Source organism: Streptomyces sp. NPDC044033 (assembly GCF_056434425.1).
The window spans coordinates 312,236-337,816 of the sequence record NZ_JBWKFF010000007.1; the positions used below are offsets into that span (position 1 = coordinate 312,236).

At 70.1% G+C, this 25,581-nt stretch carries 24 protein-coding genes and 2 pseudogenes; 8 read left to right on the forward strand and 18 right to left on the reverse strand.

Annotation, left to right across the window (positions count from 1 at the left end; translation table 11 throughout):
- Positions 1-113: 113 nt before the first annotated feature.
- The gene (locus AC07AB_RS15930; protein ID WP_478566325.1) at positions 114-1,058 is read right to left on the reverse strand and encodes a LysR substrate-binding domain-containing protein; all 945 of its coding nucleotides are present in this window, start codon (positions 1,056-1,058) and stop codon (positions 114-116) included.
- A 146-nt stretch (positions 1,059-1,204) separates the two neighbouring features.
- Between AC07AB_RS15930 and AC07AB_RS15935 the strand changes: the two genes are divergently transcribed.
- Both AC07AB_RS15935 and AC07AB_RS15940 read left to right on the forward strand, forming a co-directional pair.
- A complete protein-coding gene (locus tag AC07AB_RS15935) occupies positions 1,205-1,759 on the forward strand; it encodes a peroxiredoxin (protein WP_478566201.1) in 555 nt (184 codons plus the stop codon).
- A 6-nt stretch (positions 1,760-1,765) separates the two neighbouring features.
- Positions 1,766-2,299 carry an alkyl hydroperoxide reductase gene (locus tag AC07AB_RS15940; RefSeq protein ID WP_478566204.1) on the forward strand — a complete coding sequence of 178 codons (534 nt, stop codon included), beginning with the start codon at positions 1,766-1,768 and terminating at the stop codon, positions 2,297-2,299.
- 338 nt (positions 2,300-2,637) lie between these two features.
- Here the strand turns inward: AC07AB_RS15940 and AC07AB_RS15945 are convergent, their stop codons facing one another.
- From AC07AB_RS15945 to AC07AB_RS15960, 4 genes are all read right to left on the reverse strand, one after another.
- A complete protein-coding gene (locus tag AC07AB_RS15945; RefSeq protein ID WP_478566207.1) occupies positions 2,638-4,194 on the reverse strand; it encodes an AI-2E family transporter in 1,557 nt (518 codons plus the stop codon).
- 145 nt (positions 4,195-4,339) lie between these two features.
- Positions 4,340-5,059, reverse strand: coding sequence for an aggregation-promoting factor C-terminal-like domain-containing protein (locus tag AC07AB_RS15950; RefSeq protein ID WP_478566210.1), 720 nt, complete (start codon positions 5,057-5,059; stop codon positions 4,340-4,342).
- Positions 5,060-5,471: 412 nt separating this feature from the next.
- Positions 5,472-6,794: a PhoH family protein gene (locus tag AC07AB_RS15955; RefSeq protein WP_478566213.1), complete on the reverse strand. Its 1,323-nt coding sequence runs from the start codon at positions 6,792-6,794 to the stop codon at positions 5,472-5,474.
- A gap of 398 nt (positions 6,795-7,192) precedes the next feature.
- The gene (locus tag AC07AB_RS15960) at positions 7,193-7,954 is read right to left on the reverse strand and encodes an isoprenyl transferase (RefSeq protein WP_478566216.1); all 762 of its coding nucleotides are present in this window, start codon (positions 7,952-7,954) and stop codon (positions 7,193-7,195) included.
- Between the two features lie 110 nt (positions 7,955-8,064).
- Between AC07AB_RS15960 and mgrA the strand changes: the two genes are divergently transcribed.
- Complete coding sequence (gene mgrA, locus AC07AB_RS15965) at positions 8,065-9,075, forward strand: L-glyceraldehyde 3-phosphate reductase (protein WP_478566219.1); 1,011 nt, start codon at positions 8,065-8,067, stop codon at positions 9,073-9,075.
- 735 nt (positions 9,076-9,810) lie between these two features.
- Here mgrA and AC07AB_RS15970 read toward each other — a convergent pair.
- Entirely contained in the window at positions 9,811-10,542 is a 732-nt protein-coding gene (locus AC07AB_RS15970) for a prepilin peptidase (protein ID WP_478566222.1), read from the reverse strand.
- 54 nt (positions 10,543-10,596) lie between these two features.
- Between AC07AB_RS15970 and AC07AB_RS15975 the strand changes: the two genes are divergently transcribed.
- A complete protein-coding gene (locus AC07AB_RS15975; RefSeq protein WP_478566225.1) occupies positions 10,597-10,944 on the forward strand; it encodes a DUF192 domain-containing protein in 348 nt (115 codons plus the stop codon).
- A 41-nt stretch (positions 10,945-10,985) separates the two neighbouring features.
- Here AC07AB_RS15975 and AC07AB_RS15980 read toward each other — a convergent pair whose 3' ends face one another.
- A complete protein-coding gene (locus AC07AB_RS15980; protein ID WP_478566228.1) occupies positions 10,986-12,281 on the reverse strand; it encodes a hypothetical protein in 1,296 nt (431 codons plus the stop codon).
- Positions 12,282-12,482: 201 nt separating this feature from the next.
- Here AC07AB_RS15980 and AC07AB_RS15985 point away from each other — a divergent pair, with 201 nt between their 5' ends.
- The 4 genes from AC07AB_RS15985 to AC07AB_RS16000 all read left to right on the forward strand — a co-directional run bounded on the left by AC07AB_RS15985 (position 12,483) and on the right by AC07AB_RS16000 (position 16,186).
- Positions 12,483-13,412, forward strand: coding sequence for a hypothetical protein (locus AC07AB_RS15985; protein WP_478566231.1), 930 nt, complete (start codon positions 12,483-12,485; stop codon positions 13,410-13,412).
- Between the two features lie 223 nt (positions 13,413-13,635).
- Positions 13,636-13,944 (forward strand): hypothetical protein, encoded by a 309-nt coding sequence (locus AC07AB_RS15990; protein WP_478566234.1) that lies wholly within the window; start codon positions 13,636-13,638, stop codon positions 13,942-13,944.
- Positions 13,941-15,620 (forward strand): alpha/beta hydrolase, encoded by a 1,680-nt coding sequence (locus AC07AB_RS15995; protein WP_478566237.1) that lies wholly within the window; start codon positions 13,941-13,943, stop codon positions 15,618-15,620. Before AC07AB_RS15990 ends, AC07AB_RS15995 begins: the two co-directional genes overlap by 4 nt.
- A 92-nt stretch (positions 15,621-15,712) precedes the next feature.
- Positions 15,713-16,186, forward strand: a complete 474-nt coding sequence (locus AC07AB_RS16000) for a hypothetical protein (protein WP_478566240.1) — start codon at positions 15,713-15,715, stop codon at positions 16,184-16,186.
- 59 nt (positions 16,187-16,245) lie between these two features.
- Here the strand turns inward: AC07AB_RS16000 and AC07AB_RS16005 are convergent, their stop codons facing one another.
- From AC07AB_RS16005 to AC07AB_RS16055, 11 genes and pseudogenes are all read right to left on the reverse strand, one after another.
- Positions 16,246-16,884 (reverse strand): OmpA family protein, encoded by a 639-nt coding sequence (locus AC07AB_RS16005; protein WP_478566243.1) that lies wholly within the window; start codon positions 16,882-16,884, stop codon positions 16,246-16,248.
- Positions 16,881-17,459, reverse strand: a complete 579-nt coding sequence (locus AC07AB_RS16010; RefSeq protein ID WP_478566246.1) for a hypothetical protein — start codon at positions 17,457-17,459, stop codon at positions 16,881-16,883. The genes AC07AB_RS16005 and AC07AB_RS16010 overlap by 4 nt, the downstream gene beginning before the upstream one ends.
- 31 nt (positions 17,460-17,490) lie before the next feature.
- The gene (locus AC07AB_RS16015; protein WP_478566331.1) at positions 17,491-18,000 is read right to left on the reverse strand and encodes a hypothetical protein; all 510 of its coding nucleotides are present in this window, start codon (positions 17,998-18,000) and stop codon (positions 17,491-17,493) included.
- 27 nt (positions 18,001-18,027) lie between these two features.
- Positions 18,028-18,195 (reverse strand): annotated as a pseudogene (locus AC07AB_RS16020) (pilus assembly protein TadG-related protein); the annotation flags it as partial.
- Between the two features lie 670 nt (positions 18,196-18,865).
- Positions 18,866-19,753 carry a DUF5936 domain-containing protein gene (locus tag AC07AB_RS16025; RefSeq protein ID WP_478566249.1) on the reverse strand — a complete coding sequence of 296 codons (888 nt, stop codon included), beginning with the start codon at positions 19,751-19,753 and terminating at the stop codon, positions 18,866-18,868.
- A 17-nt stretch (positions 19,754-19,770) separates the two neighbouring features.
- The gene (locus AC07AB_RS16030) at positions 19,771-20,718 is read right to left on the reverse strand and encodes a type II secretion system F family protein (protein WP_478566252.1); all 948 of its coding nucleotides are present in this window, start codon (positions 20,716-20,718) and stop codon (positions 19,771-19,773) included.
- A 6-nt stretch (positions 20,719-20,724) separates the two neighbouring features.
- Positions 20,725-22,092, reverse strand: coding sequence for a CpaF family protein (locus AC07AB_RS16035; protein WP_478566255.1), 1,368 nt, complete (start codon positions 22,090-22,092; stop codon positions 20,725-20,727).
- On the reverse strand, positions 22,089-22,643 hold the full coding sequence (locus tag AC07AB_RS16040; RefSeq protein WP_478566258.1) for a TadE/TadG family type IV pilus assembly protein: 555 nt from the start codon (positions 22,641-22,643) through the stop codon (positions 22,089-22,091). The genes AC07AB_RS16035 and AC07AB_RS16040 overlap by 4 nt, the downstream gene beginning before the upstream one ends.
- On the reverse strand, positions 22,640-24,346 hold the full coding sequence (locus AC07AB_RS16045; RefSeq protein ID WP_478566261.1) for a CpaE/TadZ family protein: 1,707 nt from the start codon (positions 24,344-24,346) through the stop codon (positions 22,640-22,642). Before AC07AB_RS16045 ends, AC07AB_RS16040 begins: the two co-directional genes overlap by 4 nt.
- A gap of 14 nt (positions 24,347-24,360) precedes the next feature.
- Positions 24,361-25,080 carry a Flp pilus assembly protein CpaB gene (gene cpaB / locus AC07AB_RS16050; protein WP_478566264.1) on the reverse strand — a complete coding sequence of 240 codons (720 nt, stop codon included), beginning with the start codon at positions 25,078-25,080 and terminating at the stop codon, positions 24,361-24,363.
- A gap of 64 nt (positions 25,081-25,144) precedes the next feature.
- Positions 25,145-25,581: pseudogene (locus AC07AB_RS16055) on the reverse strand (hypothetical protein); the annotation flags it as partial.

Sequence of the window (25,581 nt, forward strand, 5' to 3'; positions counted from 1 at the left end):
CCGTGGTCGGCGCCGGACCCCGGCGCCCACAACCGCCGCCCCTGACGCCCGCCGCCCCAATTAGGCCGCAGCCGTCAGGCCGCTGTCCGCACCGCGGAACCGCTGTCACGCACTCAGGCCGCTATCCGCACCGGCAGTTCGCGCAGCGCCTCCCGCAGCGCCGCCGCCAGCTCCTCGAACTCCCCCTGCCGCGCGGCGCCCGCGCGCATGACCAGGGCGATCCGCCGGGACGGCGCGGGGTTCGCGAAGCAGCCCGTGGTGAGCTGGTCGTTGCGGTCGGTCTCCACGCGCAGAGCGGTACGCGGCAGCAGCGTCACGCCGAGCCCGCCGCCGACGAGCTGGACCAGGGTGGCGAGGCCCGCGGCGCTGGTGGTGACGGCCGCGCCTTCCGTGCGGCCCGCCTCGCGGCAGACGTCGAGAGCCTGGTCGCGCAGGCAGTGGCCCTCGTCGAGGAGGAGCAGGTCGAGTTCCTTGAGCGCCTCACGGGGGATGTCGCCGCGCCCCGCGAGCCAGTGTTCATGGGGCATGACGAGCACGAAGTCCTCGTCGAAGAGCGGGATCTCGGTGGTGCCCGGAGCGCCGAGCGGCACCGCGAGGAGCAGCAGGTCGAGCCGCCCGTGGGCGAGCCCGTCGAGGAGGGAGGCGGTCTGCTCCTCGTGGACCTGGAGGTCGAGCGCGGGATAGGCGCCGTGGACCAGGCGCAGTACGGTCGGCAGCAGGTAGGGCGCCACGGTGGGGATCACACCGAGCCGCAGCGGTCCGGTGAAGGGGGCGCGCGCCGCGTCCGCTTCTTCGAGCAGTGCGCCGACGGCGTCGAGCACGGTACGGGCACGGGCCGCGAGCCGCTCACCCGCCGTACTGAGCAGCACCTTCCGGGTCGTACGCTCAAGGAGCTGCACTCCGAGCGTCTCCTCCAGGGCGGAGACCGCGCTGGAGAGGGCGGGCTGGCTCATGCCGATGTCGGCCGCCGCGTCGCGGAAGTGCAGGTGCTCGGCGACGGCGGCGAAGGCCCGGAGCTGGGCGAGGCTGGGCTGCCGGGGCCTGCTCCCCGGTGTCATGGACGCTGCCACTGATAACTACCTCCGATCAACAACACATAGTTTAGCTATTTCACTGATCAATGCCTCCTGTGGCACTGTGGATCTCGTCCAACCCTCAGGAAACTCCGGTAACGGGTTTCCTCAGCAAGTCTGAAGGAGAGCGCGTGCTCACTGTCGGTGACAAGTTCCCCGAGTTCGACCTGACCGCCTGCGTGGACCTCGATGCGGACAAGGCCTTCGCGCAGATCGACCAGAAGACCTACGAGGGCAAGTGGAAGGTCGTCTTCTTCTGGCCGAAGGACTTCACCTTCGTGTGCCCGACCGAGATCGCCGCGTTCGGCAAGCTGAACGACGAGTTCGCCGACCGTGACGCGCAGATCCTCGGCGCCTCCGGCGACTCCGAGTTCGTGCACCACGCCTGGCGCAAGGACCACGCCGACCTGCGTGACCTGCCCTTCCCGATGCTCGCCGACTCCAAGCACGAGCTCATGCGCGACTGCGGCGTCGAGGGCGAGGACGGCTTCGCGCAGCGTGCCGTCTTCATCGTGGACCCGAACAACGAGATCCAGTTCACGATGGTGACCGCCGGTTCCGTGGGCCGTAACCCCAAGGAGGTCCTGCGGGTCCTCGACGCGCTCCAGACCGACGAGCTCTGCCCGTGCAACTGGAGCAAGGGCGAGGACACCCTCGACCCGGTCGCGCTGCTCGCGGGCGAGTGACCAGGAATGGCACTCGATGAACTGAAGTCCGCCGTACCGGACTTCGCCAAGGACCTGAAGCTGAACCTCGGTTCGGTGATCGGCAACTCCGAGCTGCCCAAGCAGCAGCTGTGGGGCACGGTGCTCGCCTGCGCCATCGCCTCGCGCTCGCCGCGCGTGCTCAAGGAGCTGGAGCCGGAGGCCAAGGCCAACCTCTCCGCCGAGGCATACACCGCGGCCAAGTCGGCCGCCGCCATCATGGCGATGAACAACGTCTACTACCGGACCCGGCACCTGCTGTCGGACCCGGAGTACGGCAACCTGCGCGCGGGCCTGCGGATGAACGTCATCGGCAACCCGGGCGTGGAGAAGGCCGACTTCGAGCTGTGGTCGCTCGCGGTCTCCGCGATCAACGGCTGCGGCATGTGCCTCGACTCGCACGAGCAGGTGCTGCGCAAGGCCGGCGTCGACCGCGAGACGATCCAGGAGGCGTTCAAGATCGCCGCCGTCCTGCAGGCCGTCGGCGCCACGCTCGACTCCGAGGCCGTCCTCAACGGCTGACGGGCGGCGCATCCGCGTACAGCTCAACGGCGAGGGGCGGTCCCACCAGCGCGACGCTGGCGGGACCGCCCCTTTTCGCATGTACGGCCGCCGTGGCGGCCGTACGCTTCCGCGCCGCGCACAGGGGATGTGGAGGCTCAGCTTCCGTACGTACGGCCCGTGTGTTCCGTACGTACGGCCCGTGGGCCCTGGGGACCAGTGCGCGCGGGCCCCAGGGCTCACGGGCCGTACGTACAGCGCCATGGCCCGACCAGTACAACTGCCCGACGGATACATACGACGGGCGGCCCCGCCCGGAGATGCCCGGGAGAGGCCGCCCGTCCCTGCTTCCCCGGTCCTTACTCCCTCGCCCTCGCGACTCCGGCTCCGTCCGCCGCCGAGGGCCGGTCCGCCGCCGGGGCCCGGTCCGCCGGCGTCGGCGCGTGCGACTGCGGGGCGGCGCGCAGCGCCTGCTCCTTGGAGTACGCGCGCAGATAACCGACCACCGTGTTCGTCACCGCCACCAGCGGCACCGCGACCACCGCGCCGCCGATGCCCGCGATCAGCGAGCCCGTCGCGACGGAGAGGACCACGGCCAGCGGGTGGACGCGCACCGCGCGGCCCAGGATGAAGGGCTGCAGGATGTGGCCCTCGATCTGCTGCACGGCGAGAACCACCACGAGCACCATCGCCGCCGTGAACACCCCGTGCGTCACCAGCGCCACGATCACCGCGAGCGCGCCCGAGACGACGGCGCCCACCATCGGGATGAAGGCGAACAGGAAGATGAACACGGCCAGCGGCACCGCCATCGGCACCTCCAGGAAGTAGATCCCGATGCCGATGGCTATCGCGTCGATCAGGGCCACTATCACCGTGCCACGCACATACGCGGTGAGCGTCGCCCACGCCCGCGGGCCCGCGCCCGCGACGCCCTCACGGGCGGCGCCCGGCAGCAGCTTGAGGAGCCAGCCCCAGATCTTCGGCCCGTCGTAGAGCAGGAAGAGGGTGGAGAACATCGTCAGCAGGATGCCGGTGAACATCTCGATGACGACCTGCACCCCCTCGATGCCGGCCGAGGTGATGTCCTTGGAGTTGGTGCCGATGGCCTTGCTCAGGTTGTCGGCGATGTTGTTGATCTGGTCCTCGGTGACATGGAACGGGCTGTCGAGGAGCGAGTGCTTCAGGTCCGTGATGCCGTGCTGCACCTTGGACGTGAGGTCGTCGATGTTCTCCGTCACCTGCCACACCACGAACCAGGTGACCAGCCCCATGACGACGAAGCCGCCGATGAACACGATGGCGGTGGCGAGGCCGCGCGGCACTCCGCGCCGCTTCAGCCGCGCCACGGTCGGCTGGAGCATCGCCGTGATGAGCAGCCCCGCGACGAACGAGAGCACCACCAACTGCACATTGCTGATGACCTGCATCAGCACCCACACCGACCCCGCCAGCACCAGCAGGCGCCAGCCGACCTCGGCGGCCACCCGCATGCCCCAGGGGACGGCGGCGACCGGGTCCGGCCGGGGCGCCACGGCCGGGGCGTAGGCGGGCGGCGGGGGAACGTGTTCCGGTTCGTGCGGCTCGGCGTCGTCGCGCGGCGGGTCTACCGGGGTCACTTCGTCCCGGTCCTTCTCCCGCGAGGCGGCGAACCGTTTCAGCCGGGCCTCGTCGGCGAGGTCGTGGGTCGGCTCGGCGAACGCGCCCGTACGGTCGGACGCCGCGTCCCCCTCATCGGCCGGCGCGGCCTCCCGCGGCGCGGAGCCGGTGCGCTCGGTCCCGTACCGGGGACCCTCCTGGTCGGGCCGGCCCTGCTCGGCGTCCTCAGACGCCTCCCTGCGCTGCTGCTCCAACCGCTCGGCGAGCCGCGACAGCCCGGCCCCCAAGCCGCCGACCCACTCTGGCAATCTGGACATTCTCTTCCTCTACCCCACTCCCCGCGGCCATACGGGTCGACGTTACCCGTGACCTGGCCTCCGGCACGGCACGTGTCGCCCCTGAAGACACACGAAGCCCCCGACCGGTTGAGGTCGGGGGCGAAGTGATGGTGAGCGGAGCGGCTTAGTAGTAGTTGTTGGCCTGCCAGAACGCCCACGCGCCGCACGGGCTGTGGTAGCGGTCGTTCATGTAGCTCAGGCCCCACTTGATCTGCGTGGCCGGGTTGGTCTGCCAGTCGGCGCCCGCGGAGGACATCTTGGTACCGGGCAGCGCCTGCACGAGTCCGTACGCGCCGGAGGACGCGTTGACGGCCTTGTAGTTCCAGGTGCTCTCGTTGTTCACGATGTTGCTGAAGCACTGGAACTGGTCGGCCGGGACGATCTGCTGCGCCATGGCCTTGACTTCGGCGGTGGAGTAGGAGCCCTTGGCGGAGAGGTTGGAGAGGTCGTCGTGGCCACCGGAGCGGCTGGCCTCCTCTTCCTTCTTCTCGTGCTCCTTCTTCGCCTTTTCCTCGGCCTCCTTCTTCGCCTTCTCAGCCGCGGCATCCTTCTTGGCCTGCGCGTCCTTGGCAGCCTTCTTACGGGCGGCTGCTTCGGCGGCCTTCTTGGCATCGGACGCCGCGGCCGCGGACTGGGTGTCCGCCTGCTGCGTCAGGGAAGCGGTCTGCGCCTGGACGTTCTGCCCAGTGGGGATGTCCGCGAGGATGGTCGAATCGGCGGCGGTGGCCTCGACCGGGTTGGTCGTGCCTTGCTCGTCGCCCGAAGCGACACCGACGACGGCGCCGACTGTGGTGACCGCGGTGGCGGATGCCACGGCGAATCCCCGGACCGAAATCCGGCTCACACGGTTTCCTTCCAGCGTCGCCCGCATAGGTGACCGTGCGGACGCAATCGTGCCCCTGGCGCTGGCCTCCGATTGGTCCCGGTCCCCGAAGAGCGGTGGGGCCGGCTGGTCACAGGAGGCGCGGGCCCGGTGGGCCCTCCGGTGAAGGAGGTCCGCGTGGTACTCGGGCGGCATACGGCGACGCTGTTCAGTTCTTGTGGTGTCGCACCGCTGGGGGTGCTCGTGTGCCGTATGCGGGGCCTGACAGGACCCAGACTCTGCCGGAACTCCACGCTCCTAGGCAATTCCCGGTTGCGTGGGAAAGCTCACACCCCGTTTGCCGGGTCTGTTTAACGGAAAGGGCAGCGCAGCAGGACGCCGCGCGGCTAAGCTCCTGCGCTCCGCCGCGCGGCGTCCTGGGGTGCGAACTCCGTTAGATCCGCCCGTCCTCCAGCATTTCGGTCACCAGCGCCGCGATCGGCGAACGCTCCGACCGGTTCAGCGTGACGTGTGCGAAGAGCGGGTGGCCCTTGAGCTTCTCGACGACCGCGACCACGCCGTCGTACCGGCCGACCCGCAGATTGTCGCGCTGCGCCACGTCATGGGTCAGCACGACGCGCGAGTTCGCGCCGATCCGCGAAAGAACGGTCAGCAGGACGTTCCGCTCCAGGGACTGCGCCTCATCCACGATCACGAACGCGTCGTGCAGCGACCGGCCCCGGATGTGGGTGAGCGGCAGCACCTCCAACATGCCGCGCCCCACCACCTCTTCGATCACCTCGGCGCTGGTCACCGCGGAGAGCGTGTCGAAGACGGCCTGCGCCCAGGGGCTCATCTTCTCCGACTCGCTGCCCGGCAGATAGCCCAGCTCCTGGCCGCCGACCGCGTACAACGGGCGGAAGACCATCACCTTGCGGTGCTGCTGGCGCTCCAGCACGGCCTCCAGTCCGGCGCAGAGCGCCAGCGCCGACTTGCCCGTACCCGCGCGCCCGCCCATGGAGACGATGCCGACGTCCGGGTCCAGGAGCAGATCGAGGGCGATGCGCTGTTCGGCGCTGCGGCCGTGGATGCCGAACGCCTCCCGGTCGCCCCGCACCAGCCGGACGGAGCCGTCCGCCGCGACCCGGCCGAGCGCCTTGCCGCGCTCGGACTGGAGCACCAGTCCGGTGTGCACGGGCAGTTCGGCCGCTTCCGGGACGGACACGCTCTCGTCGGCGAAGAGCTCGTCGACCTGCTCGGCGGTGACGGCCAGTTCGGTCATCCCCGTCCAGCCGGAGTCGGTGATCGCCAGCTCGGCGCGGTACTCCTCCGCGAGCAGCCCGACGGACGACGCCTTGATGCGCAGTGGCAGGTCCTTGGAGACGACGGTGACGTCGTGCCCCTCTGCCTGGAGGTTGCGTGCGACCGCCAGGATGCGCGAGTCGTTGTCGCCGAGCCGGAAGCCCGCTGGGAGAACGCCCGGGTCGGAGTGGTTGAGCTCGACCCTGAGCGTCCCACCCAACTCGCCGATCGGGATCGGCGCGTCGAGCCGCCCGAACTGCACCCGGTACCCGTCCAGCAGGCGCAGTGCCTGCCGGGCGAAGTAGCCGAGCTCCGGGTGGTGCCGCTTGGCTTCCAGCTCGGTGACCACGACGACGGGCAGCACGACCTCGTGCTCGTCGAAGCGGGACATCGAACCTGGGTCGGCCAGCAGGACGCTGGTGTCGAGGACATAGGTGCGCCGGTCGTGCTCACGGCGCTTCTTGCTGGTCACCACGGGTGGACGAACCCCCTCGGGAGAGGTCGGGGTGCGACGTCGTCGCGCGGGAATGGACCGGGTCCTGGCCCTACGAGGGCCGGACGCCGGCCCTCCGCGTCGTCCGTACGATCCGCACGGTCGTCCGTTTGCAAAGGGCCTCCCGGGCAGGCGGCCCCATGCCGCCCACTGGCAGTTCGGCGATCTTGGACAGACCGTCGACCTGACAGGGATATTCCCTCTAACGTGCGCGACCATGCAACGGCATATGCGACGAGCAGGTGAACGATTCGATCACCGCGCTGGCCGCTTCGTGCGGAGCCCGTACGCCGTAGTCCGTACGGAGGCCCGTACGACCGGACGGGTCACCCGCGCACCGGCCGGCATTCCCCGTCCCGTGCCGCGCCGCTGGGCGGCCGTCAGCCGCCGTAGCGGCGATGGCGCGCCGCGTAGTCGCGCAGCGCGCGCAGGAAGTCGACCTTCCTGAAAGCGGGCCAGAAGACCTCGCAGAAGTAGTACTCGGAGTGCGCGCTCTGCCAGAGCATGAAGCCGGACAGCCGCTGTTCGCCGCTGGTGCGGATCACCAGGTCGGGGTCGGGCTGGCCGCGCGTGTAGAGGTGCTTGGAGATGTGCTCGACGTCGACGATCTCGGCGAGCTCGGAGAACGAACTGCCGCGCTCCGCCGCCTCCAGGATCAGCGAGCGCACCGCGTCCGCGATCTCCTGCCGCCCGCCGTAGCCGACGGCGACATTGACGAGTATGCCGCCCTTGTCGTAAGTCGCCTCTTCGGCTTCCTTGAGCACGGTCTGGGTGCGCTCGGGCAGCAGGTCGAGGGTGCCCACGTGATGGACGCGCCAGCGCCCGTCGGCGGCGAGGCCGCGCACGGTGTTCTCGATGATGCCCAGCAGCGGGAGCAGTTCGTCCTCGGGCCGGTCGAGATTGTCCGTGGACAGCAGCCAGAGCGTGACGACCTCGACGTCGGTCTCGGCGCACCAGCCCAGCAGTTCCTTGATCTTGTCGGCGCCCGCCTGGTGACCCTGTTCGGTCGTACGGCCGTCGGCCCGCGCCCAGCGGCGGTTGCCGTCGAGGATCACGCCGATGTGCTTGGGCACCTGGGCGTGGTCGAGGCGGTTCTCCACCCGGCGGGCGTAGAGCCCGTACACCAGGTCGCGCAAGTTCACGTCTTTTAGCCCCTCCGTGCATGGCAATCGCCCCGAGGGCGCAACCCTACTGCCAGCACACGGCCCTCACCCAACCCGCCCTGTCACAACTCCGTGATAGGCAGATCAACATGACTGACCCCTCGCATTACCGCGCCGCCGGCGAACGCTACGACGCCATGGAGTACCGGCGTACGGGCCGCAGCGGCCTCAAGCTCCCCGCGATCTCCCTCGGCCTGTGGCACAACTTCGGCGACGACCGCGGCCTGGAGTCGCAGCGCGCGATCCTGCGCCGCGCCTTCGACCTGGGCGTGACCCACTTCGACCTGGCCAACAACTACGGCCCGCCCGCGGGCTCGGCCGAACTGAACTTCGGCAAGCTGTTCGCCCAGGACTTCCGCGCCTACCGCGACGAGCTCGTCCTGTCCACCAAGGCCGGCTACCAGATGCACCCCGGTCCGTACGGCGAGTGGGGCTCCCGGAAGTACCTGCTGTCCTCGCTCGACGCGTCGCTCCAGCGCATGGGCGTCAACTACGTGGACATCTTCTACTCGCACCGATTCGACCCCGAGACGCCGCTGGAGGAGACGATGGGCGCGCTCGCGTCCGCCGTCCAGCAGGGCAAGGCGCTCTACGCGGGCGTCTCCTCGTACACCTCCGAGCAGACCCGTGAAGCGGCGCGGCTGCTGCGCGACATGGGCGTGCCGGCGCTGATCCACCAGCCCTCCTACTCCATGATCAACCGCTGGACCGAGGAGGACTCGCTCCTCGACACGCTGGAGGCGGAGGGCATGGGCTGCATCTCCTTCGCACCGCTGTCGCAGGGGATGCTGACCGACAAGTACCTGGACGGCATCCCGGCCGACTCGCGCGCCGCGCAGGGCAAGACGCTGGACCCGAAGGCGCTCACCGACGAGGTCGTGGGGCGGCTGCGCGGGCTGAACGAGATCGCGAAGCGGCGCGGCCAGTCGCTGGCCCAGCTCGCGCTGAACTGGGTGCTGCGCGACGAGCGGATGACCTCGGCGCTGATCGGCGCGTCGAGCGTGCGGCAGCTGGAGGCGAACGTGGCGGCGCTCGGCGCGCCGGAGCTGACCTCGGAGGAGCTGGCGGAGATCGACTCCCATGCGGTGAGCACCGGGTGAGTCGCCGTCGGGGCGGGCGGGTCGCAAAAAGGAGGCTTGACCAGGGGCCCATAAAAAGCGGGCCGGTCCGTGGGGGGGGGGTTACGGACCGGCCCGAGGGGGGGGTTCCACCATAACCGCTCGGAGGACGTGCTCCGCGCATCGACGCGGGTGACGGCGCGTGTCGCGCTGACGGACCGGGCCGTAGTCGATCTTCGCCGGGCGCTCCGCGGGGGCGGGTTCACCCCTCGCCCGCCCGGCCACCGAAGGGCGTACGCCGTAGAACGGGCCCGCGCGGCGCCCCCTTCAGCCGTCCCACCCGAGAGCGTCCCCCATCGTCATCATCGCCTTGACGTCACACGTGCGACAGCTGGTGGCTCGTCTCCCTGACGCGGGTCCGCCTCTCCCAGGGCAGGAGATTCCAGGCAGGCCCGCGCGATGCACTTCCAGCGGTCGCGTGTGAGCAGTGCGTAAGCGACTGTAGGGCACATACGCCCGTATGAACTACCTTATGCGGCAATTCGTTTACTCCGCGCCGAATTCAGTCGCAACCAGGACATCCAAGGCGTTCATGCGTTCGCCCCGCGACTCCTATAGGACTTTCGCCGCCCACGCCCGGCGTCCCGGCCCCGCGCCCGGGAGCGCACTGTCGACGCCCCGTGCGACCGGCGCCGCCCGCCGCCCCGGTCAAACCGCCGTCTCGGTCAAACCGCCGGCCCGACCGAACAGTCGCCCCCGGCCGAACAGTCACTCCGGTCACACCGTCGCCCCGCCCAGCAGCAGCCCCAGCCAGGCACCGGCGATCATGTACGGGCCCAGTGCCATCGTCGTACCGCGCCGCCCGCGCCCCGACACCATCAGCCACACCCCGTACACCGACCCCAGCAGCAACCCGAGGAACGCGCCCGCGAACAGCACGCTCCAGCCGTACCAGCCCAGCGCGCACCCCAGCCCGATGGCCAACTTCACGTCGCCGAAGCCCATACCGCTCGGGTTGATGAGGAACAGCACGAAATACCCGCCGGCCAGGGCCGCCCCGCCCAGCAGCGCCCCCGTCCACGACCCGGCGGCGCCGGGGACCGGCACGGTCAGCCCCAGCAGCGCCGCCACCCCGGCGGCCAGCGGAAGCGTGAGTACGTCCGGCAGCCGCCGCACCGCCCGGTCCACCCCGGCCAGCACCGCCCCGACCGGAGCGGCGAGCAGCCACACCGCCAGCTCGGGCCGCGCCCCCACCGCGGCCGCCAGTGCCGCGCACACGACGGCGGTGGCCACGGCCCACCGCCACGGCCCCGGTCCGTACGCCCGTAAGCCCACCGGGCACCGCGGGCACACCGCGCGTCCCGCCCATCCCGCGATCGGGTGCCCGCGCGGGCACGCCGAACGCCACGGCCGACCGGGCTCCACGGCGAGCCGGTACAGGGGCCGCGGCAGGAGCGCCCCCGCGACGGCGCCGTAGAGCAGGGCGAGGAACAGCAGCAGCGCGTGCACGAACCGAGCCTACGGACCCGGTGCGCGGCGTGACCGTCTGATAGAACGAATGCCATGGCCCGCTGGCAGGACGGCAAATCCCAACTTCATCTTCCCGACGTGGCAGTGCCATTGGAAATCGCCGCGTCGTACCGCGCCCGTACCCGCGGGCTGCTCGGCCGTGACGGCATCGGGGGCGCGCTGCTCCTCACCCCCGCCACGAGCGTGCACACCTTCCGGATGCGGTTCCCCATCGACGTCGCCTACCTCGACCGGGAGTTGACCGTCCTGGCCGTACGCACCATGCGCCCCGGGCGTCTCGGCGTACCCCGCCCGCGCTCCCGCCACATCCTGGAGGCGGAGGCGGGCGCGATGGCCCGTTGGGGCCTGCACGCGGGGGTGCGCGTAGCGGTTCGCGCCTGACCGGCGCGCGTCAACGGGGCCCTTCCGCCCGCGTCCGTGGGCTAAGCCCGGGCCCGGCGGCGCGCCGCGACCGCCCAGCCGCCGAGCCCGAGCAGCAGCGCGGAACCGGTGCTGACCCCCGCGTACCCGACGACCCGCAACCCGCCGCTCCGGCCGCTCGCCCCGACCGACTGCTGTCCGGCACCGGCCCCCGGGGCGGCGCCGCCGCCGGCGGTCGCGCTGTGCGTCGGCCTCGGTTCGCCGCCCTTGGTGACGTCGATCCGGAGCGTGACGGGGATGGCTCCCGAACCCCCGTCCGCGACCTTGGGGTTGACGCTGACCTGGAGGTAGTACGAACCGGCGAACCGCATGGCCTTGGCCGATTCGGCGAGCGCGGCTCCGGAGGCGTTGCCGGGGTCGGCGGGGACGGTGTCGAGGGAGAGGGCAGCGGGTCTGCCCTGGTAGCCGACGGTCTTGTTGGCGACGTAGCCGCGCGCGGTGTTGTTCAGACCCATCCGCACACCGTTGATCACGTATGCCTTCCCCGCGGACCCCCCTGATGCCGTCGCCCCGAACTCCGCGTCGGCGTAGAGCCGCTGCCCCCAGTCGACGGGAACACGGTAGAAGCGCGTCTCGCCGGGCCGGATGGTGTCCGTCCACACTCCGCTCGGCGTGGCAGGGGCGTCGTTGAATCCGGTACCGCCGGAGATGCTGCGAGCAGTGCCGGAGGGCGCGCTTCCGGACGGGGCGACGGGCTCGGGGCCCGGCGGCTTCGCGGTCTGCCGCTGCTTGCGCAGGGGCACGGAGGCGTACTTGAGCTCGACGGGCATGGCCGCGGTGTCCCCGCCCGCGGCCTCCCCGCGTTCGACGACGAAGCGGTACGTGCCCGCCGTCTGGCAGGCCCCACCCTGCTTGATCACGCGGTCCGCGTAGTCGCTGACGGGGTACGCCCCGCCCGTCGTCAGGAAGGCACGGTGGTGGCTGATGCCGCACTGCATGCCGTCGGCGGTCTGGAGCGAGACGTCGATGCCGTCCCGCAGCCCCATCGTGGCACCGGGCCGGGGCACGGCGACGGCCGACACATACGCGTTGGAGGCGGCGTCCAGGCCGACGCTGTAGTACTTCTTCTCGCCCGGCTTGATGCTGTCCCTGTACGTGTGGGCGCCGGGACGCAGCCGCGGACCGGCGTCACCTGCCGCCGAGCCCCGGACGGGTGCGACGTTCGGGGCCATCCGGTACGAGGCCGGCGCCCCGCCGTCGGCATCGACGACGCCGGCGGCCCCGGCGGGCCCGGCGGAGAGCCCGAGGCCCGTCACCACTATCCCCGCCATCGCCAACGCCCTCTTGCGGCCCTTCATTTCCGCCTCCCTCACCAATATCCCCCGGTAGGCCCATCCTGCCCACCGAGCACGGTGCCGGACACCCCGACTTGGAGGCAGGTGGCCGGGGCGGGGGAGCTCCCTGGGGTGGTGCCGCGTCGTGTGGCGTGGTGCCGCGTCGTGCGGCCGGAGTTATCCACAGGGGTCGCGGAGGCCGCGAAGGTGCGCTGTGCTTGAGCAATGACGGCGGACAACGACACCCTGCACGATCTGGCGATGGCTCAGGGCGGCATCCTCTTCTCCTCGCAGGCCGCAGCCTTCGGCCTCAACTCCTCGCGCGCCACGCGCCTGCTGCGCCGGGCGGGCTGGACCGCGATGTACCGGGGCGCGTGGGCGGCGCCCGGAAAGGACATCGATCTACGGCTGAGACTCCGGGCCATTCAGTTGCAGCGCCCGCGGCTGACCGCCAGCCACCGCACGGCGGCAGCCGCCCACCGCATCGAGGTGGAGCACGGGCCCCACCCCATAGAGCTGACAGACGCCTCGGGCGCGGGGGCGGGGGCGGTCAGGGTGTGCGGCACGAGGGTGCACCGCCTTCCACTGGCCGAGGAGGAGATCACGGACGTCGACGGCATCCGGGTCACCACTGTCGTACGGACCATCTGCGACCTGCTCCGCACTCTCCCCCGCCACGCGGCGGTCATCGCGGCCGACTCGGTGTTCGCCAGGGGGATGGCGGACCTCCGGCAGGTGGCGGACGCCCTCACCGCCGGGCCGCGCCGCGCCCGGACCGGCACAGCCCAACGGGCCCTGGCCCTGGCCGACCCGTCGTCGGGCTCACCGGCGGAGTCCAAGGCGCGGTTGGAGATGCACGAAGCGGGTCTGCACCCCGATTCCCAAGCCGAGGTGGTCACAGCGCAGGGTCGCACCCGGCGGGTGGATTTCCTTTTCCGTGAACAGGGCTTGGCGGTGGAGATCGAGGGGTTCACGTGGCACGGCTCCAGAGCGGCACACCAGGAAGACACCATCCGCTTCAACGAACTCACGTCCTCCCCGCAGATCCGCCGGCTCCTGCGCTTCACCCGCGACGACATCCTGTACCGCCCCCGCCTCTTCATCCGCTCCGTCCAGGACGCCCTCTCCCATCTGGACAGAGACTGGCCGGGGTGACGTCCCCGGCCACGGACGGCGATAGCAGCGGGGAGGTGCTGAGTCCATGAGCATCCGTACTCATGCGCGTAGGGACGCCGTCCGTGCTGTCAGTGGATGCCAACTGAGAGAGTTGACTACCCATCACAAAGTCGAACGCCACTGAAAGGTGCGCGTGTTGGCCGGTCGGATGTCATTGCTACGCCATGTCCTGTGCGGCATCGGCAGAGAGATAGGGGGCGCCGTGAGCGACAAGCTGGGTATCCCTCCGCATGACCTGCGGGCAAGCGCTGGAGCCGCCGGCCGCATAGCCAGGGGCCTTGAACCGCGCGTGAAGAAGGCGGTGAACAAGAGCAAGGACGCGGCGAGCTCCCTGAAAGGCTGGTCTTTCGGGAAGGCGTTGGAGACGAGCGCCGAGGAATGGGAGACGGCACTGGGCGCCATGCGCAAGCGCATCGCCAGAAGCGGAGACCTGCTCGGGGACATCGCCGACATGCACACATGGAACGACCACGACATTTACACCACATTCTCGGGGGACCTGAAGCGGTGAGCACTCCCTATCACCTTCTGCTCAAGCTCGACGTCACCGACCTGGAGACGGCCACCTCGGCCTGGGAGTCCCTGGCAGGCAAGCTCGAAACCGCGCACAGAGACCACCGCAGACACGTCACCGGCCCCTTGGCCAAGTGGCACGGAGACAGTGCCAAGGCGGGAAAGCCGGTCCTGGACAGCCTCCAGGGGCAGCTTGAGGCGGCGCATGTGGATGCGATTCTGATAGCCCAGGTCCTGGACACCACCCGCGTGAGGATGAAGCAGGCGCAGACGGACCTGAAGAACGCCATCAAGAGCGCGGAGCAGGACGACTACGTCATCGACGACACCACAGGGCAGGTCTCGCTGCCCCAATGGCTGCTCGACGCCCGCCACGACCCTGACCAGGCCACGGTGCTGCCTGACTACACCAAGGCCATGACAGGCCATCAGGACAACATCAACCAGGCGATCAAAGACGCGAAGAAGGCCAGCGACGACGGGGAAAAGGCGATCGGTGAGGTCCGGGCGCAACTGCTGGACGAGGAGGACGCACTCGGCCAGACGGCAGTAGAGGCGCGCGACGTGGCCAAGGACTTGGGCATCGGTGCGTACGGCATTCCGGACGGCAAGGACGTCAAAGAGAACGCCGAGTGGTGGAAGGGCCTCAGCCACGACGAGCAGCAGACGTACATCGCGATGTACCCGAAACAGATTGGCGCCCTGGACGGCTTGCCGGCGGTAGCCCGCGACGACGCCAACCGTCTTCTGCTGGACCAGTACCTCAATCCGGCGCCGCCGGACCACGCCATCAACACCGACGAGTTCAACAAGCAACAGGACGGACTTCGAGCCCTCAAGGAGAAGCTCAACGCCGCCGACGGAGCGCCCAAGGGGAAAGAGCTCTATCTACTGAAGCTCCGGCCCAAAGGCGACGGCAGAGCCATCGTCGCCATGGGCAACCCCGACACCGCGAAGAACACCGCTGTGCTGGTTCCCGGGGTCAACTCGGACCTCAGGGGGACGGGGGGCGAGATAGACCGGATCAATTCGCTCCGCGCCTCTGCACACAAGATTCACCCCGACGAATCAACCGCGGTAATTTCCTGGCTCGACTATGACCCGCCCAACGAGAAATTGGCCGATTCTGATATAGACATCGGAGTCATCTCTCAGGATCGCGCCAAGGAAGGCGGGGAAGCGCTGCGACACTTTACGGCGGGCACGCGGGCCGCACAAGGGATTCACCATAGCAACCTCACTGTCATAGGCCACAGTTATGGATCCACGACAGTTGGCGCGGGAGCGGCAGGCGGGCATGGCCTGGGCGCCGACAATATTATCGCGGTCGGCAGCCCCGGTATGACGGTGGAGCACGCCAGGGAGCTGAATATCGACCCCAAGCACGTATATATCGGCGCGGCAAAAGATGATCCCATCATCAACAATTTCGCCGGCACTGCCCTGGGAAGCGACACCCGGAACGATACGTTTGGCGCACAGCACTTCAAAGTGGACACCAGCGGGCATAGCGGCTACTGGGACTCCACCGGAGGCCAACCCAGTGAAAGCCTGACCAACCAGGGACGCATCATCACTGGCGAGCCCATCTCCTCCACCCCGGCCAGGAATCCGGATCACTACTCCGGAAACATCCCGAACCCCTTCCCCAATGTCCCGCAAGGAATCAAGTGATGCTCAATCGGAACCCTGCCCGAGGTGCCGCGTTCAAAGCGTCTCGCGCAATTATCGCGATGACTATCGCCGTATGGACACTGGGGGGATGCATGTCCGAAGCCAGCGAAAAAGGCAAGAACGACCCACTGCCCCGCATGAGTCAGGAGCACGCACAGGACTGGGCCCGCGATTTCACCAAGCGTCTGGCGAAAGTAATAGGTAAACCCATCAACTCACGTCACCCGGACGTCAGTTTTCTGGGGTGTACGGGTAAAAACGGTGAGGAGGCCACGGACGATAGATTCGTATTGATGTACAGCGCGTGGGTGACGGTCCCTCCGGAGCAGCACAACGAGGCCGCGAAAAAACTTCGAAAGACCCTGGTGGACCAGGGGTACACCATCACCACTGAACGGCCGCACAAGGCCGGGAAGCAGGGCATGATCCTGGAGGCACGGCCGGCGAAGGAGGGGTTCTTCATCGGGATCGAATCCGCGAAGATCGACGACAAATATCAAGAGATCGCACTTGGGATCAACTCCCCTTGCATGATCCCACCGGGCGCGACGCAGAGCCATCAGTGACATGGCGGGACACCTGCGACCCGCCGTGCTCCCCTCTGTCAGACCTGTCAGAACGTCAGTCAGCCCTTTGAGCGCGGGAAGCTGACCTCTACGCGACGGTTCTTCTTTCGGCCGTCCTCGGTGGAGTTATCGGCGATGGGGTAACCCTCGCCGTAGCCGCGGATCTGGTAGGAGATGGACGACGAGCCCAGATCCTGGGCGAGTTGGCGCTGGACGGCGTCGGCGCGCTGTTTGGACAGGACGATGCCGTGGGCGGCGGAGCCGAGGTTGTCGGTGAAGCCGAAGACGCGGAGGCTGGTGGCGTTCAGTTTCTTGATCTCGTCGGCGATGGCCCGGATACGGGCATTGGCCTCGCTGCTGAGCTTGTCGCTGTCCTTCGCGAAGAGCACTTCCGCCTGGAGGGCGAAGGTGACGTTGACGTTGGTGTCCTCGCGGCGTTCGTCGCCGTTGTCGGTCTCGACGACGGACTTGATGTCCAGGACCCGGCCGGGTGCGAGTTTGGCACCATCCCGCATCTTCAGGTCCGGGTCGGTGCCGTCGATCTTCACCGGGGGCTTGGAGCCGGCCTGGGCGCCGGGGCCGCTGTCGGCGCGGGCGACCGAGAACGGCCAGGTCACGGCCATGAGCGTGGTGGCGAGGGCGACGGTGAGGAGCGTGCCGTGGCGGGTGGACCGGGGCGTGGTCATGGGGACGCTCATCCGGAGATCTTGATGTCGACGGTGGGCATGGAGGGGAGTTGGAAGTCGACTTGCGTGACACTTGGCGGCGGGGCCGGGAATTGGGCGAAGATGGGGCGGCTCTCGTTGGGCCTTATGTTGACCAGCCCCGTCGTGCACAGGCATTCGCCGTCCGTGTCGCGGAGTACGAGATAGCGCTTCTTCCCGGCGGAGTCGATGAGGGACGCCCCGGACACGGATGACTGGGACTTCATCTCCGTCTCCTTGGATCGCCAAGTGAGCGGCGTGAAGGGCTTGTCCCCGTGGTTCGTGACCGTCGCGTTCACAGTGACGAATCCGCCGCTGTCCCGTTTCGCGGAGTTGATGGTGACCGCGATGCCGTCCGGCCCTTTGATCTCGCCGATCGTCTCGGCCGCCTGGGCGGCGGGCTTGTTCTTCCCTTCGCCCCGGGGAGCGGGGGAATTCCGGGATGACCCGCCTTCGGACTTCTGCCCGGAGCCGTCACCGCCACAGCCGGTCACAGCGAGGGCCATACCGGCCGCGAAGGCCAGGGCAGCCGCGCTCCTTCGGGCCTTCGTCATGTGCCGATTGCTCATGAGGGGCGTTCCTTCGCTCGTCGGTCGACGGTCAGTCGGCAAGATGCACGGTAAAGAGGTCCTTGGCAGCCGGGAAGGATTCGAGGTGCTCCGGGTCGATGGTCAGTTTCCCGTCGGAGCAGGAGAGTTCGATCGGCTTCTTGTCCGCCCCGCCGCCGTCGGCGCCCTTGTCGCCTTCCTCGCCTTTGCCATCGCCCTTCTCTTCGTCCGTGTCCCTGCCCTCGCCGCTCGGTTTCGGCTCGGGCGGCGGCTCGCTCGCGATGACGCTGCAACGGGGCCTGACGACGGCCTTCGCCGTGGCTTTCGCGTGGGTGGTCTCCGTGGCCGGTACAGCGGACTTGCCCACGGACTTGAGCGACTCGACGCTGACCGTGAACGACACGGGCGGGCCGGCCGCGTCGCAGGCGCTTACTTGAGCGCCGTTCGCCGCGGCGAACTCGGCGGCGTCGGCGCATTCCTGCCCGAAGGGGGGCCGGTCGCCGCGAACGATGTCGTCCCATGGGGCGCCGCCGCCGATTGCCTCGATGAGCGTGGTGCGCACTTGATCCCGGTAGCTCTGGGCCGCGGCGAGCGCCGATGCGTCGGCGGCGGTCTGGGCACCGCCTTTCGCGGCCCCCGCCTGTCCTACGGCGAAGAACAGCAGCGCCAGGAAGAGCAGGCCGGCCGCCGCTGTGATGTAGATCGGGAATGCCTGCCCCCGGTCACCGCGAATCCGTACGAACTTCGCGGCGGTCAGCCAGTGATTTGGCTGATCTTGTTGGTGATGGCGCTCGCGATCATTGTGCCGAAGTCCGTCGTCGTCAGCACCAGGATGATCGCCACCACCACCGCGATGATCCCCAGATACTCGATCGACGTCTGGCCCCGGTCGCCTCTCCGAGCCGATCCCCGAACTCCCCGAACTCCCCGAACTCCTCGGACTCCCCCAACTCCTTGGACTCCTCGAACTCCCCGGATCACCCGGACTCCCCAGAAGCGCTTGCCCATCGTGTTCCCCTCCATGGCCGGGCCGCCTCGGCCGGTCCGGCGAGTCAGTCCGCGTGGTGTGCGTCCCCGTCATGCCGCTCGTGACACGAGAAAAGTACGCCGAAACACCAGGCGCGGAACAGTGCACCCGGCACCATTCCCTTCCCCGTTCGGGGAGTTGGAACACCACAGACCCCATGCGTTTCTTACGCATCTCGCGGCTCATCGTTCTCACCCCCGCTCGGCCACGCCCGTGGAGGAGTTCTCGGTCCATGACTGTCCCACACGGGGTTGCAGACGCGAAGGTGCTTGGCGCAAGTCGGCCGAGTTCCTACCGGTGCGGGGCGCGGCGGGGAAGCGGCAGGGGCGGGCGGAGGCGGGGAGGGGGCGGGGCGGCGGAAGGGGGGGCATGTGGGGGTCCTCTCGGTAGGCGCTGGCGGTCAATCCCCCGCGATGGAGCCGAAATCCATGCCGGAGCCCAGGAAGAAGCCCGCCACGAGCAGGATCATCGTTCCCGGGACCATGAAGGTCGTGATGACCATCGTGGCCTTCGGCACGGCCCGGGCGGCGCGCCTACGGGCCAGTTGGGCGTCGGTGCGGCGCATGTCGTTGGAGATGCTGATGAGCGTCTCCACGATCGGCGAACCCAGGTCCTCGCCCTGCTGCAAGGCGGTGACGAACTGGGCGACCTGCTCGGAGTCATTGCGTTTGCGTAGCTCTTCAAAGGCTTGACGGCGGCTTACGCCGAGATCCATCTGACGCAGGGTGATGCGCAATTCGTCGGACCACGGGCCCTCGTATTTCTCGGACACGCGGTCGAGAGCCTGGCGGAAACTGAGCCCCGCGCTCACCACCACCGCCAGTACGTCCAGGAAGTCGGGCAGCGTCCGTTCGATCGCGTCCCGGCGTTCGCGCACCGCCGCCCAGATGCCGACCTCGATCCAGAAGAGGCCGAAGGCGATCAGCAGCAGGGCCAGGAGCAGCCGGCCCTGTACGAGCATGACCAGCGCGCCGCCGAAGCCCAGCCCGCCGTAGACCGCGCGCCGGGCCGCGTACCGGTCGACGGTCAGGCCGCCCGGGTTGCCCGCGCGGTCGATGCGCCGTCTGACCCGCTCGACCCGCTTGTCCCCCATGAGGCGCAGCACGAGGGGCGCGTACCGCATGCCGAGGCGGTCCACGGCGGAGCCGACCACCGTCGTGCGGGTCGCGCCGACCTCCAGCGCGAGGGCGAGGTCGGCGGGGAGTTTCACCTCGCTGCGGTAGAGGGCGATGCCGTAGCAGATGCCCGCGACGGAGACGCCGATGACCAGGGCCAGCAGGAGTTCCATGGGTGGTCGCCGCCTCCTCAGACGTCGATCTTCGACATGCGCCGGATGAGGAAGAAGCCGAGCCCGTACAGGCCGAATGCGGCCACGACCGCCGCCTTGCCCAGGAACGAGGCCGTCATCCGGTCGATCGAGCCCGGCGCGATCCGGTCCATCAGCAGCAGCGTGCCGATGCCCATCAGCGGCACGACGTAGGCCGTCACGGTCACCTGCGAAAGCTGTGTACGGACCTCCCGCCGCGTCTCCTTGCGCTCCTCCAGCGTCTGCGTGAGGTTGCGCAGCGAGCTGACGACCGCGCCGCCCGCGCGGTTCGCCAGAACCAGCGTGGTGACCAGGACGATCAGTTCACGGGACGGCAGGCGTTCCGCGAGTTCGCCCAGCGCGTCGTCGATGGAGTGCCCGATCGCCAGCTTGTCGGAGACCTTGGCCAGTTCCTCGCCGGCCGGGGCCTCCATCTCGTCGGCCGCCATGCTCAGCGCCGTGCGCAGCGCCAGCCCGGCCTGGGTGGCGTTGGCGAGGATGCGGGAGAGTTCGGGGAGCTGGCCGATGAACTTCTCGATGCGCTTGCGCCGCTGCCAGCCGAGGTACGCGAAGGCCGACCAGACGGCGACGATCGCGGCCAGCGGTCCGAAGAACGGCGCGAGCGCCCCCGCCGCCACCAGCCACAGTCCGATCGCCGCCCCCGCCGTGTACACCGTGAACTCGCCGGGCGTCACCGCCAGCCCGGTCGAGGCGAGGCGGCGTGTCAGCCGCCGGCCGGCGCGGGTGGCGCGCAGCCGCCGGTCGAAGGCCGCGAAGTGCCGTGCGCGGCCGGCCGGGGGCAGGGCCGGGGACCCGGTGAGGCGGTCGATGAGCGCGCGGCGCTGTGCCCTGCCGGCCGCGTACACCTGCACGCCCGCGACGGCCAGCGCGCAGCACACCAGGGCGGTGCCGACCGTCAGCTGTGCGAGTTTGCCGAGATCGTCCATGGGTGGCTACCTCTGACCTGCCTCTCTGGTGTGGAACTGCCTCGCCTCTCTGGTGTGCAGCTCCGCGGGGAACGCGGCGATGCCGAAGCCGGGCGGCACGGGCTCGTTCGCCAGCCGCAGCCGTTCCGCGACCCGCTCGGGGATCGGGAAGTGGCCGAACCGGCCGCGTACGACCCGGTCCGCGCCCATCGGTTCGGCGTCGAAGCGGGAGACGGTGGCGATGCGGTAGTCCTCGTGCCCGTGCGAGTCGAGGATGGCGATCTCGCTGACCCGCCGTGTCCCGTCGGCGGCGCGGGTGAGCTGGACGATGCAGTCGACGGCGCTGTTGATCTGGTCCTGGAGCGCCTCGTACGGGATCTTCACCTCGGACATGGACGCCAGCGTCTGGAGCCGCATCAGCGCGTCCTCGGCGTTGTTGGCGTGCACGGTGGCGAGCGAGCCGTCGTGGCCGGTGGACATGGCCTGGAGCATGTCGAGGGTCTCGCCGCCGCGCACCTCGCCGACGATGATGCGGTCGGGGCGCATGCGCAGGGAGTTCCGTACGAGGTCGCGAATGGTGATGCGGCCGTTGCCCTCGACGTTGGGCGGGCGCGATTCGAGGCGGATGACGTGCGCCTGCTGGAGCTGGAGTTCGGCGGCGTCCTCGACGGTGATGATGCGCTCGCCCTCAGGGATGAGGCCGGAGAGCGCGTTCAGGAGGGTGGTCTTGCCGGAGCCCGTCGGGCCGGAGACGACCACGTTGAACTTGGCCCGTACGAGCGCGCCCAGCAGCGTCAGCATCGTCGCGTCCAGCGTGCCCATGCCGATCAGCTCGCGCAGCGTGTACGCGCGCGGGAAGCGGCGGATGGTGAGGGTGGCGCCGTTGAGGGCGAGCGGCGGGATGATGACGTTGACGCGCTCGCCCGAGGGAAGCCGGGCGTCGACCATCGGATTCGACTCGTCCACGCGGCGGTTGACGGTGGAGACGATGCGCTCGATGGTCTGCATCAGCTGCTCGTGCGAGGCGAACCGTACGGGCACCGGCTCGACCCTCCCCGCCCGCTCGACGTAGATCTGGTCGGGCCCGTTGACCATGATCTCGGTGATGGAGGGGTCTTCGAGGAGCGGTTCGAGCACGCCGAGGCCGAGCGCCTCGTCGACGACGCGGCGGATCAGCCGGTCGCGTTCGACGGTGGACAGGACGGGGCCCTCGCGGCTGATGATGTGGCCGAGTACGCGCTCCAGGCGGCTGCGCCGCTCGGCCGCCGCCAGCGAGGACATCTCGGCGAGGTCGATCTCTTCGAGGAGCTTCGCGCGGTAGACGGGGACGAGATGGCTCGACTCCCGCCCGTCCGCGGGGCTTTCGGGGGCGGCGATTCGCGCCCGTAGGCTCATGGGGTGCTCCTGGGGTCCGCGGGGCAGGGCATGGTGGCGGTGCGCGTGGCCGTACCGAAGTCGAAGGGGAGGACGGCGGGGATCTCGACGGTGGCGCTGCCGGTGGTCTGCCCGCCGCCGTCGCACAGCGCCGCGCCGACGTCGGTGCGGCTCGCCAGCCAGCCGCTCACGGCGGCCTTGCCCGCGGCCCCGGGCGACATCCGGGAGTCGTCGAGCGTGGCCGTACGGGCCGCGGCCCGCGCCGCGCTCCCGGCCTGCTGCGCGGCGAACGCGGCCAGGCCCAGCTGGATGGCGGCCAGCCCGATGACGAGCAGCAGGGGCAGGAACCCGAGGAACTCGATCGCGGCGGAGCCCCGGTCGCGGTGGGCCCGGTGCGGTCGGCCACGCCTCCCCCGGAGCACGTCGCAGCGCCGGTAGCGACGCGCGGGGCCGACGGGGCGGGAGCGGCCGGTGGGGCGGCGGCGCCCCGGCCCGCCCCTTCCGCGGCAAGGTCCGGCCCCGTCGCCGTACGAGCCGCCCCTGGCGCCCCCCACCCGCTCAGCCCTCGTCATGACCGCGGGTCCTCCCTGGGAGCCGCCGCCGAGCCCCGTACCGACCATGGCCAGTCGAGTACGCCGGGGAAGAGGACCGGGACCTTCAGGTCCACCGACGCCCGCGCCATGTCCCCGGCCGGGCCGCAGTCGACCGTCCCCGCGGACCACGCCCCCGGCAGGTCCTCGCGGGCCGCGCCGGAGCAGGCCGCCGCGCCTCCCGTGGCGCCCGCGCGCGCTCCCTTGTCCGCCGAGTTTCCGGCCAGTGAGTACGTATAGCCGACCAGGACGCACTGCCAGACGACCACCAGCACCACCAGCACCAGCGGCAGTACGCCCACGAACTCCACGGCGACCTGCCCCCGGTCACCGCCCAGGCGCTTGCGGAACTTGCCGGTGGGCACGGGAGAGAGCTGGTCCGCGCCCGTTCCCTCGCCGTCACCGCCGCTCCCTATGGCCCGGCGTCGCCGCAGCCCGGCCGTCACGGACGCGCGCTCGGCGGAGCGGTCGGCATGGCTGCCGCCGCGCGCGGGGCGTCCGCCGCCGTCCGGCGCCTCGATCAGGCCCAGCTCGCCGGCCAGCGCCCACAGCGCCTGCCTGACGGCCGACTTGGCGTCCAGGTCCTGCATGCGGCCGGAGTCGACGGCCGGTTGCAGTTCCTTGTAGCCCGCGGGGATCGGGGTGCGGGCGGTGCGGGTGCCGGTGGTCCGGGCCACCAGCGAGGGCTGGATCTCGGCGCCGCGGGTGTGGCGGTTGACGACCGTCGTGGTGTCCTCCGCCTTGCGGATCTGGAGCCGGTCCCAGAGCCGGACCATGCGTTTGGCGGCCCGTACGGACACCACGTCCGGGGTGGTGACGAGGAGAGCGAGGTCGGCGGCTTCGACGACCGCGGCGCCCGCGGCGGTGATCTGGGTGCCGCAGTCGATGACGACCAGGTCGTAGCGGGCGCGCAGGGCGCCGATGATCTGCCGGGCGGCGAGGTCGCCGACCTCTTCGCCGCGCTCCCCCTCCCCCGGTGCGAGCAGCAGGGCGAGCCCCGTGGGGTGCGGGAAGACGGCGTCCTGGAGGACGCGCGGCGAGATGTCGCTGATGCCGGCCAGGTCGGCGATGGAGCGGCGGAACTGGACGTCCAAATAGGAGGCGATGTCGCCGGACTGGAGGTCCATGTCGACGAGCGCCACGCTGCGGCCCGCCGAGTGCGCGGCGAGCGCGAGCTGTACGGCCGTGACCGTGGTGCCCACGCCGCCCTTCGCGCCGATCACCGCGACGAGCCGCCCCCCGGCCCCGGCGGGAGCCCCCTCGGGGCCGGCGCCCAGGTGGCGGCGGACACCTGTCGCCCAGTGCGCGGCGGCCTGGACGCGGGTGCCGAGTTCGTCGTACGAGAGGGGGAGCGCGACGATGCCGCGCGCGCCGGAGTCCATGGCGGCGGAGTAGAGGGCGGGTCCGGCGTCGGCGGTGACGAGGACGACGCCGACGGCCGGGAAGCGCAGGGCGACTTCGCGGATGGCCTCCAGGGCCGGGACGGGTCCGAGCCGTTCGTGGACCAGGACGACTTCGGGCAGCTCCTCGACGGCTATGGCGGCCAGGGCCGCCAGGACGTCGAGGAGGCGGGCGGAGTCGTCGGCCGGCTCCATGGGTTCGACGCCGGGGAGCTGGCCGAGCGTCCCGCTGATGGCGCGGGCGACGTCCGGGTCGCCGACGGCCGCGAGGATTCTGATCGTCACCGTGTCCCCTGCCTCTACTTGTCGCCGTCGAGGGTGTAGGTGCGGTCGCCCGGGCTGATCGTGTCGTCGCCGCCGGGGGCGACGAGGGCGAGGCGGACGTGGGAGGCGAAGGACTCCGCGTACGCGACGCGCTGGGCGTCCTTGGTGTCCAGGGCGAAGGTGATGGGGACCGCTTCCCCGGCGCGCCGGGTGGTGGGGTTGGAGCTGTGGTCGGTGTTGGGGTCGAGCGCCGTGAGCTTGCCGACGGCCAGGACCTGCGCGCCGCTGACGATGATCTTGGATACGGGCTTGGTGCCCTGTTCCTTGCCGTCGAAGGTCGCGTAGATGTTGACCTTGTCGGCGGGGTTGAGCTTCCCGGCCACGCCGGTCGCCGCGTCGATCATGATGGCGATCTCCTGCTGGCCGGGCCGGAGCGCGGGCCGCGAGACGATCATGTCGTCCTGGAGCAGCGAGCCCTTGCGCAGCGGTGTGACGGCGATCTTGCCGCGCAGGTCGCCGAGGTCGGTGACGGCGGTGGCCGGGAGCCAGCGCTTGGGCATCGATATCCGCTCGAACTGGCCGGTGTCCAGGGCCTTGTAAGCGGGCATATCCGATTTCAGCCGGTACGCCGTGGTCTCCGGGCCGACCTTCGACTCCACGTCGTGGAGGACGGAGAACACCCCGACGAACGCGCCGACGGCACACAGGACCGACAGGAGCAGCAGGATGACTCCGCGGCGCTGGCGTGAATTCATGGGACGGGCAACCTCGTTCGGGGACGTGGGCCGGCGGGGCGTCGGCGGCTCGCTGGTCGGCGGCCTACCGGCTGGTCAGGGCGGCTCGTACGGATGGTGCGAGGGCGGCTGCGCGCGGTCCGGGCGGCTCGGCGCGCTCCACGGCGGCGGAGCAGAACGCGCAGCGGTCACCGATCAGTTCGAGGCCGCACCAGCGGCACTCCTCTCTGCGCACGGATGCCACCAGCTGGTAGAGCACGGTCGCGTCCGGGATGGCGGCGGCGAACTCGACGGTCTTGCGGGTGGCCCACCAGCGCGCCGACTCGGCGGGCAGCGCGGTCTCCTGGACGGCCTGTACGCGCCAGGCGGGCGCGAGGACGTCCGTGACCCAGTCCTCGTGGCCGGGTCTGGGGGGGGGGGGGGGGGGGGGGGGGGGAGGGGGGGGGAGGAGGGGGGGGGGGGGGGGAAGGGCGCCGTCGAAAAGGACGAGGGGTGGGGACGGCCAGGAGAGTACGGCAGAAC

Coding starts and splice junctions, on each gene's coding strand:
- AC07AB_RS15985 (WP_478566231.1), top strand. CDS start 12,483: ATGACGGCGGACAACGACACCCTGCACGATCTGGCGATGGCTCAGGGC.
- AC07AB_RS16030 (WP_478566252.1), bottom strand. CDS start 20,718: ATGGACGATCTCGGCAAACTCGCACAGCTGACGGTCGGCACCGCCCTG.
- AC07AB_RS15930 (WP_478566325.1), bottom strand. CDS start 1,058: ATGACACCGGGGAGCAGGCCCCGGCAGCCCAGCCTCGCCCAGCTCCGG.
- AC07AB_RS16010 (WP_478566246.1), bottom strand. CDS start 17,459: ATGAGCAATCGGCACATGACGAAGGCCCGAAGGAGCGCGGCTGCCCTG.
- AC07AB_RS15940 (WP_478566204.1), top strand. CDS start 1,766: ATGGCACTCGATGAACTGAAGTCCGCCGTACCGGACTTCGCCAAGGAC.
- AC07AB_RS15980 (WP_478566228.1), bottom strand. CDS start 12,281: ATGAAGGGCCGCAAGAGGGCGTTGGCGATGGCGGGGATAGTGGTGACG.
- AC07AB_RS16000 (WP_478566240.1), top strand. CDS start 15,713: ATGTCCGAAGCCAGCGAAAAAGGCAAGAACGACCCACTGCCCCGCATG.
- AC07AB_RS16040 (WP_478566258.1), bottom strand. CDS start 22,643: ATGACGAGGGCTGAGCGGGTGGGGGGCGCCAGGGGCGGCTCGTACGGC.
- AC07AB_RS15975 (WP_478566225.1), top strand. CDS start 10,597: ATGGCCCGCTGGCAGGACGGCAAATCCCAACTTCATCTTCCCGACGTG.
- mgrA (WP_478566219.1), top strand. CDS start 8,065: ATGACTGACCCCTCGCATTACCGCGCCGCCGGCGAACGCTACGACGCC.
- AC07AB_RS16025 (WP_478566249.1), bottom strand. CDS start 19,753: ATGGAACTCCTGCTGGCCCTGGTCATCGGCGTCTCCGTCGCGGGCATC.
- cpaB (WP_478566264.1), bottom strand. CDS start 25,080: ATGAATTCACGCCAGCGCCGCGGAGTCATCCTGCTGCTCCTGTCGGTC.
- AC07AB_RS15945 (WP_478566207.1), bottom strand. CDS start 4,194: ATGTCCAGATTGCCAGAGTGGGTCGGCGGCTTGGGGGCCGGGCTGTCG.
- AC07AB_RS16035 (WP_478566255.1), bottom strand. CDS start 22,092: ATGAGCCTACGGGCGCGAATCGCCGCCCCCGAAAGCCCCGCGGACGGG.
- AC07AB_RS16005 (WP_478566243.1), bottom strand. CDS start 16,884: ATGAGCGTCCCCATGACCACGCCCCGGTCCACCCGCCACGGCACGCTC.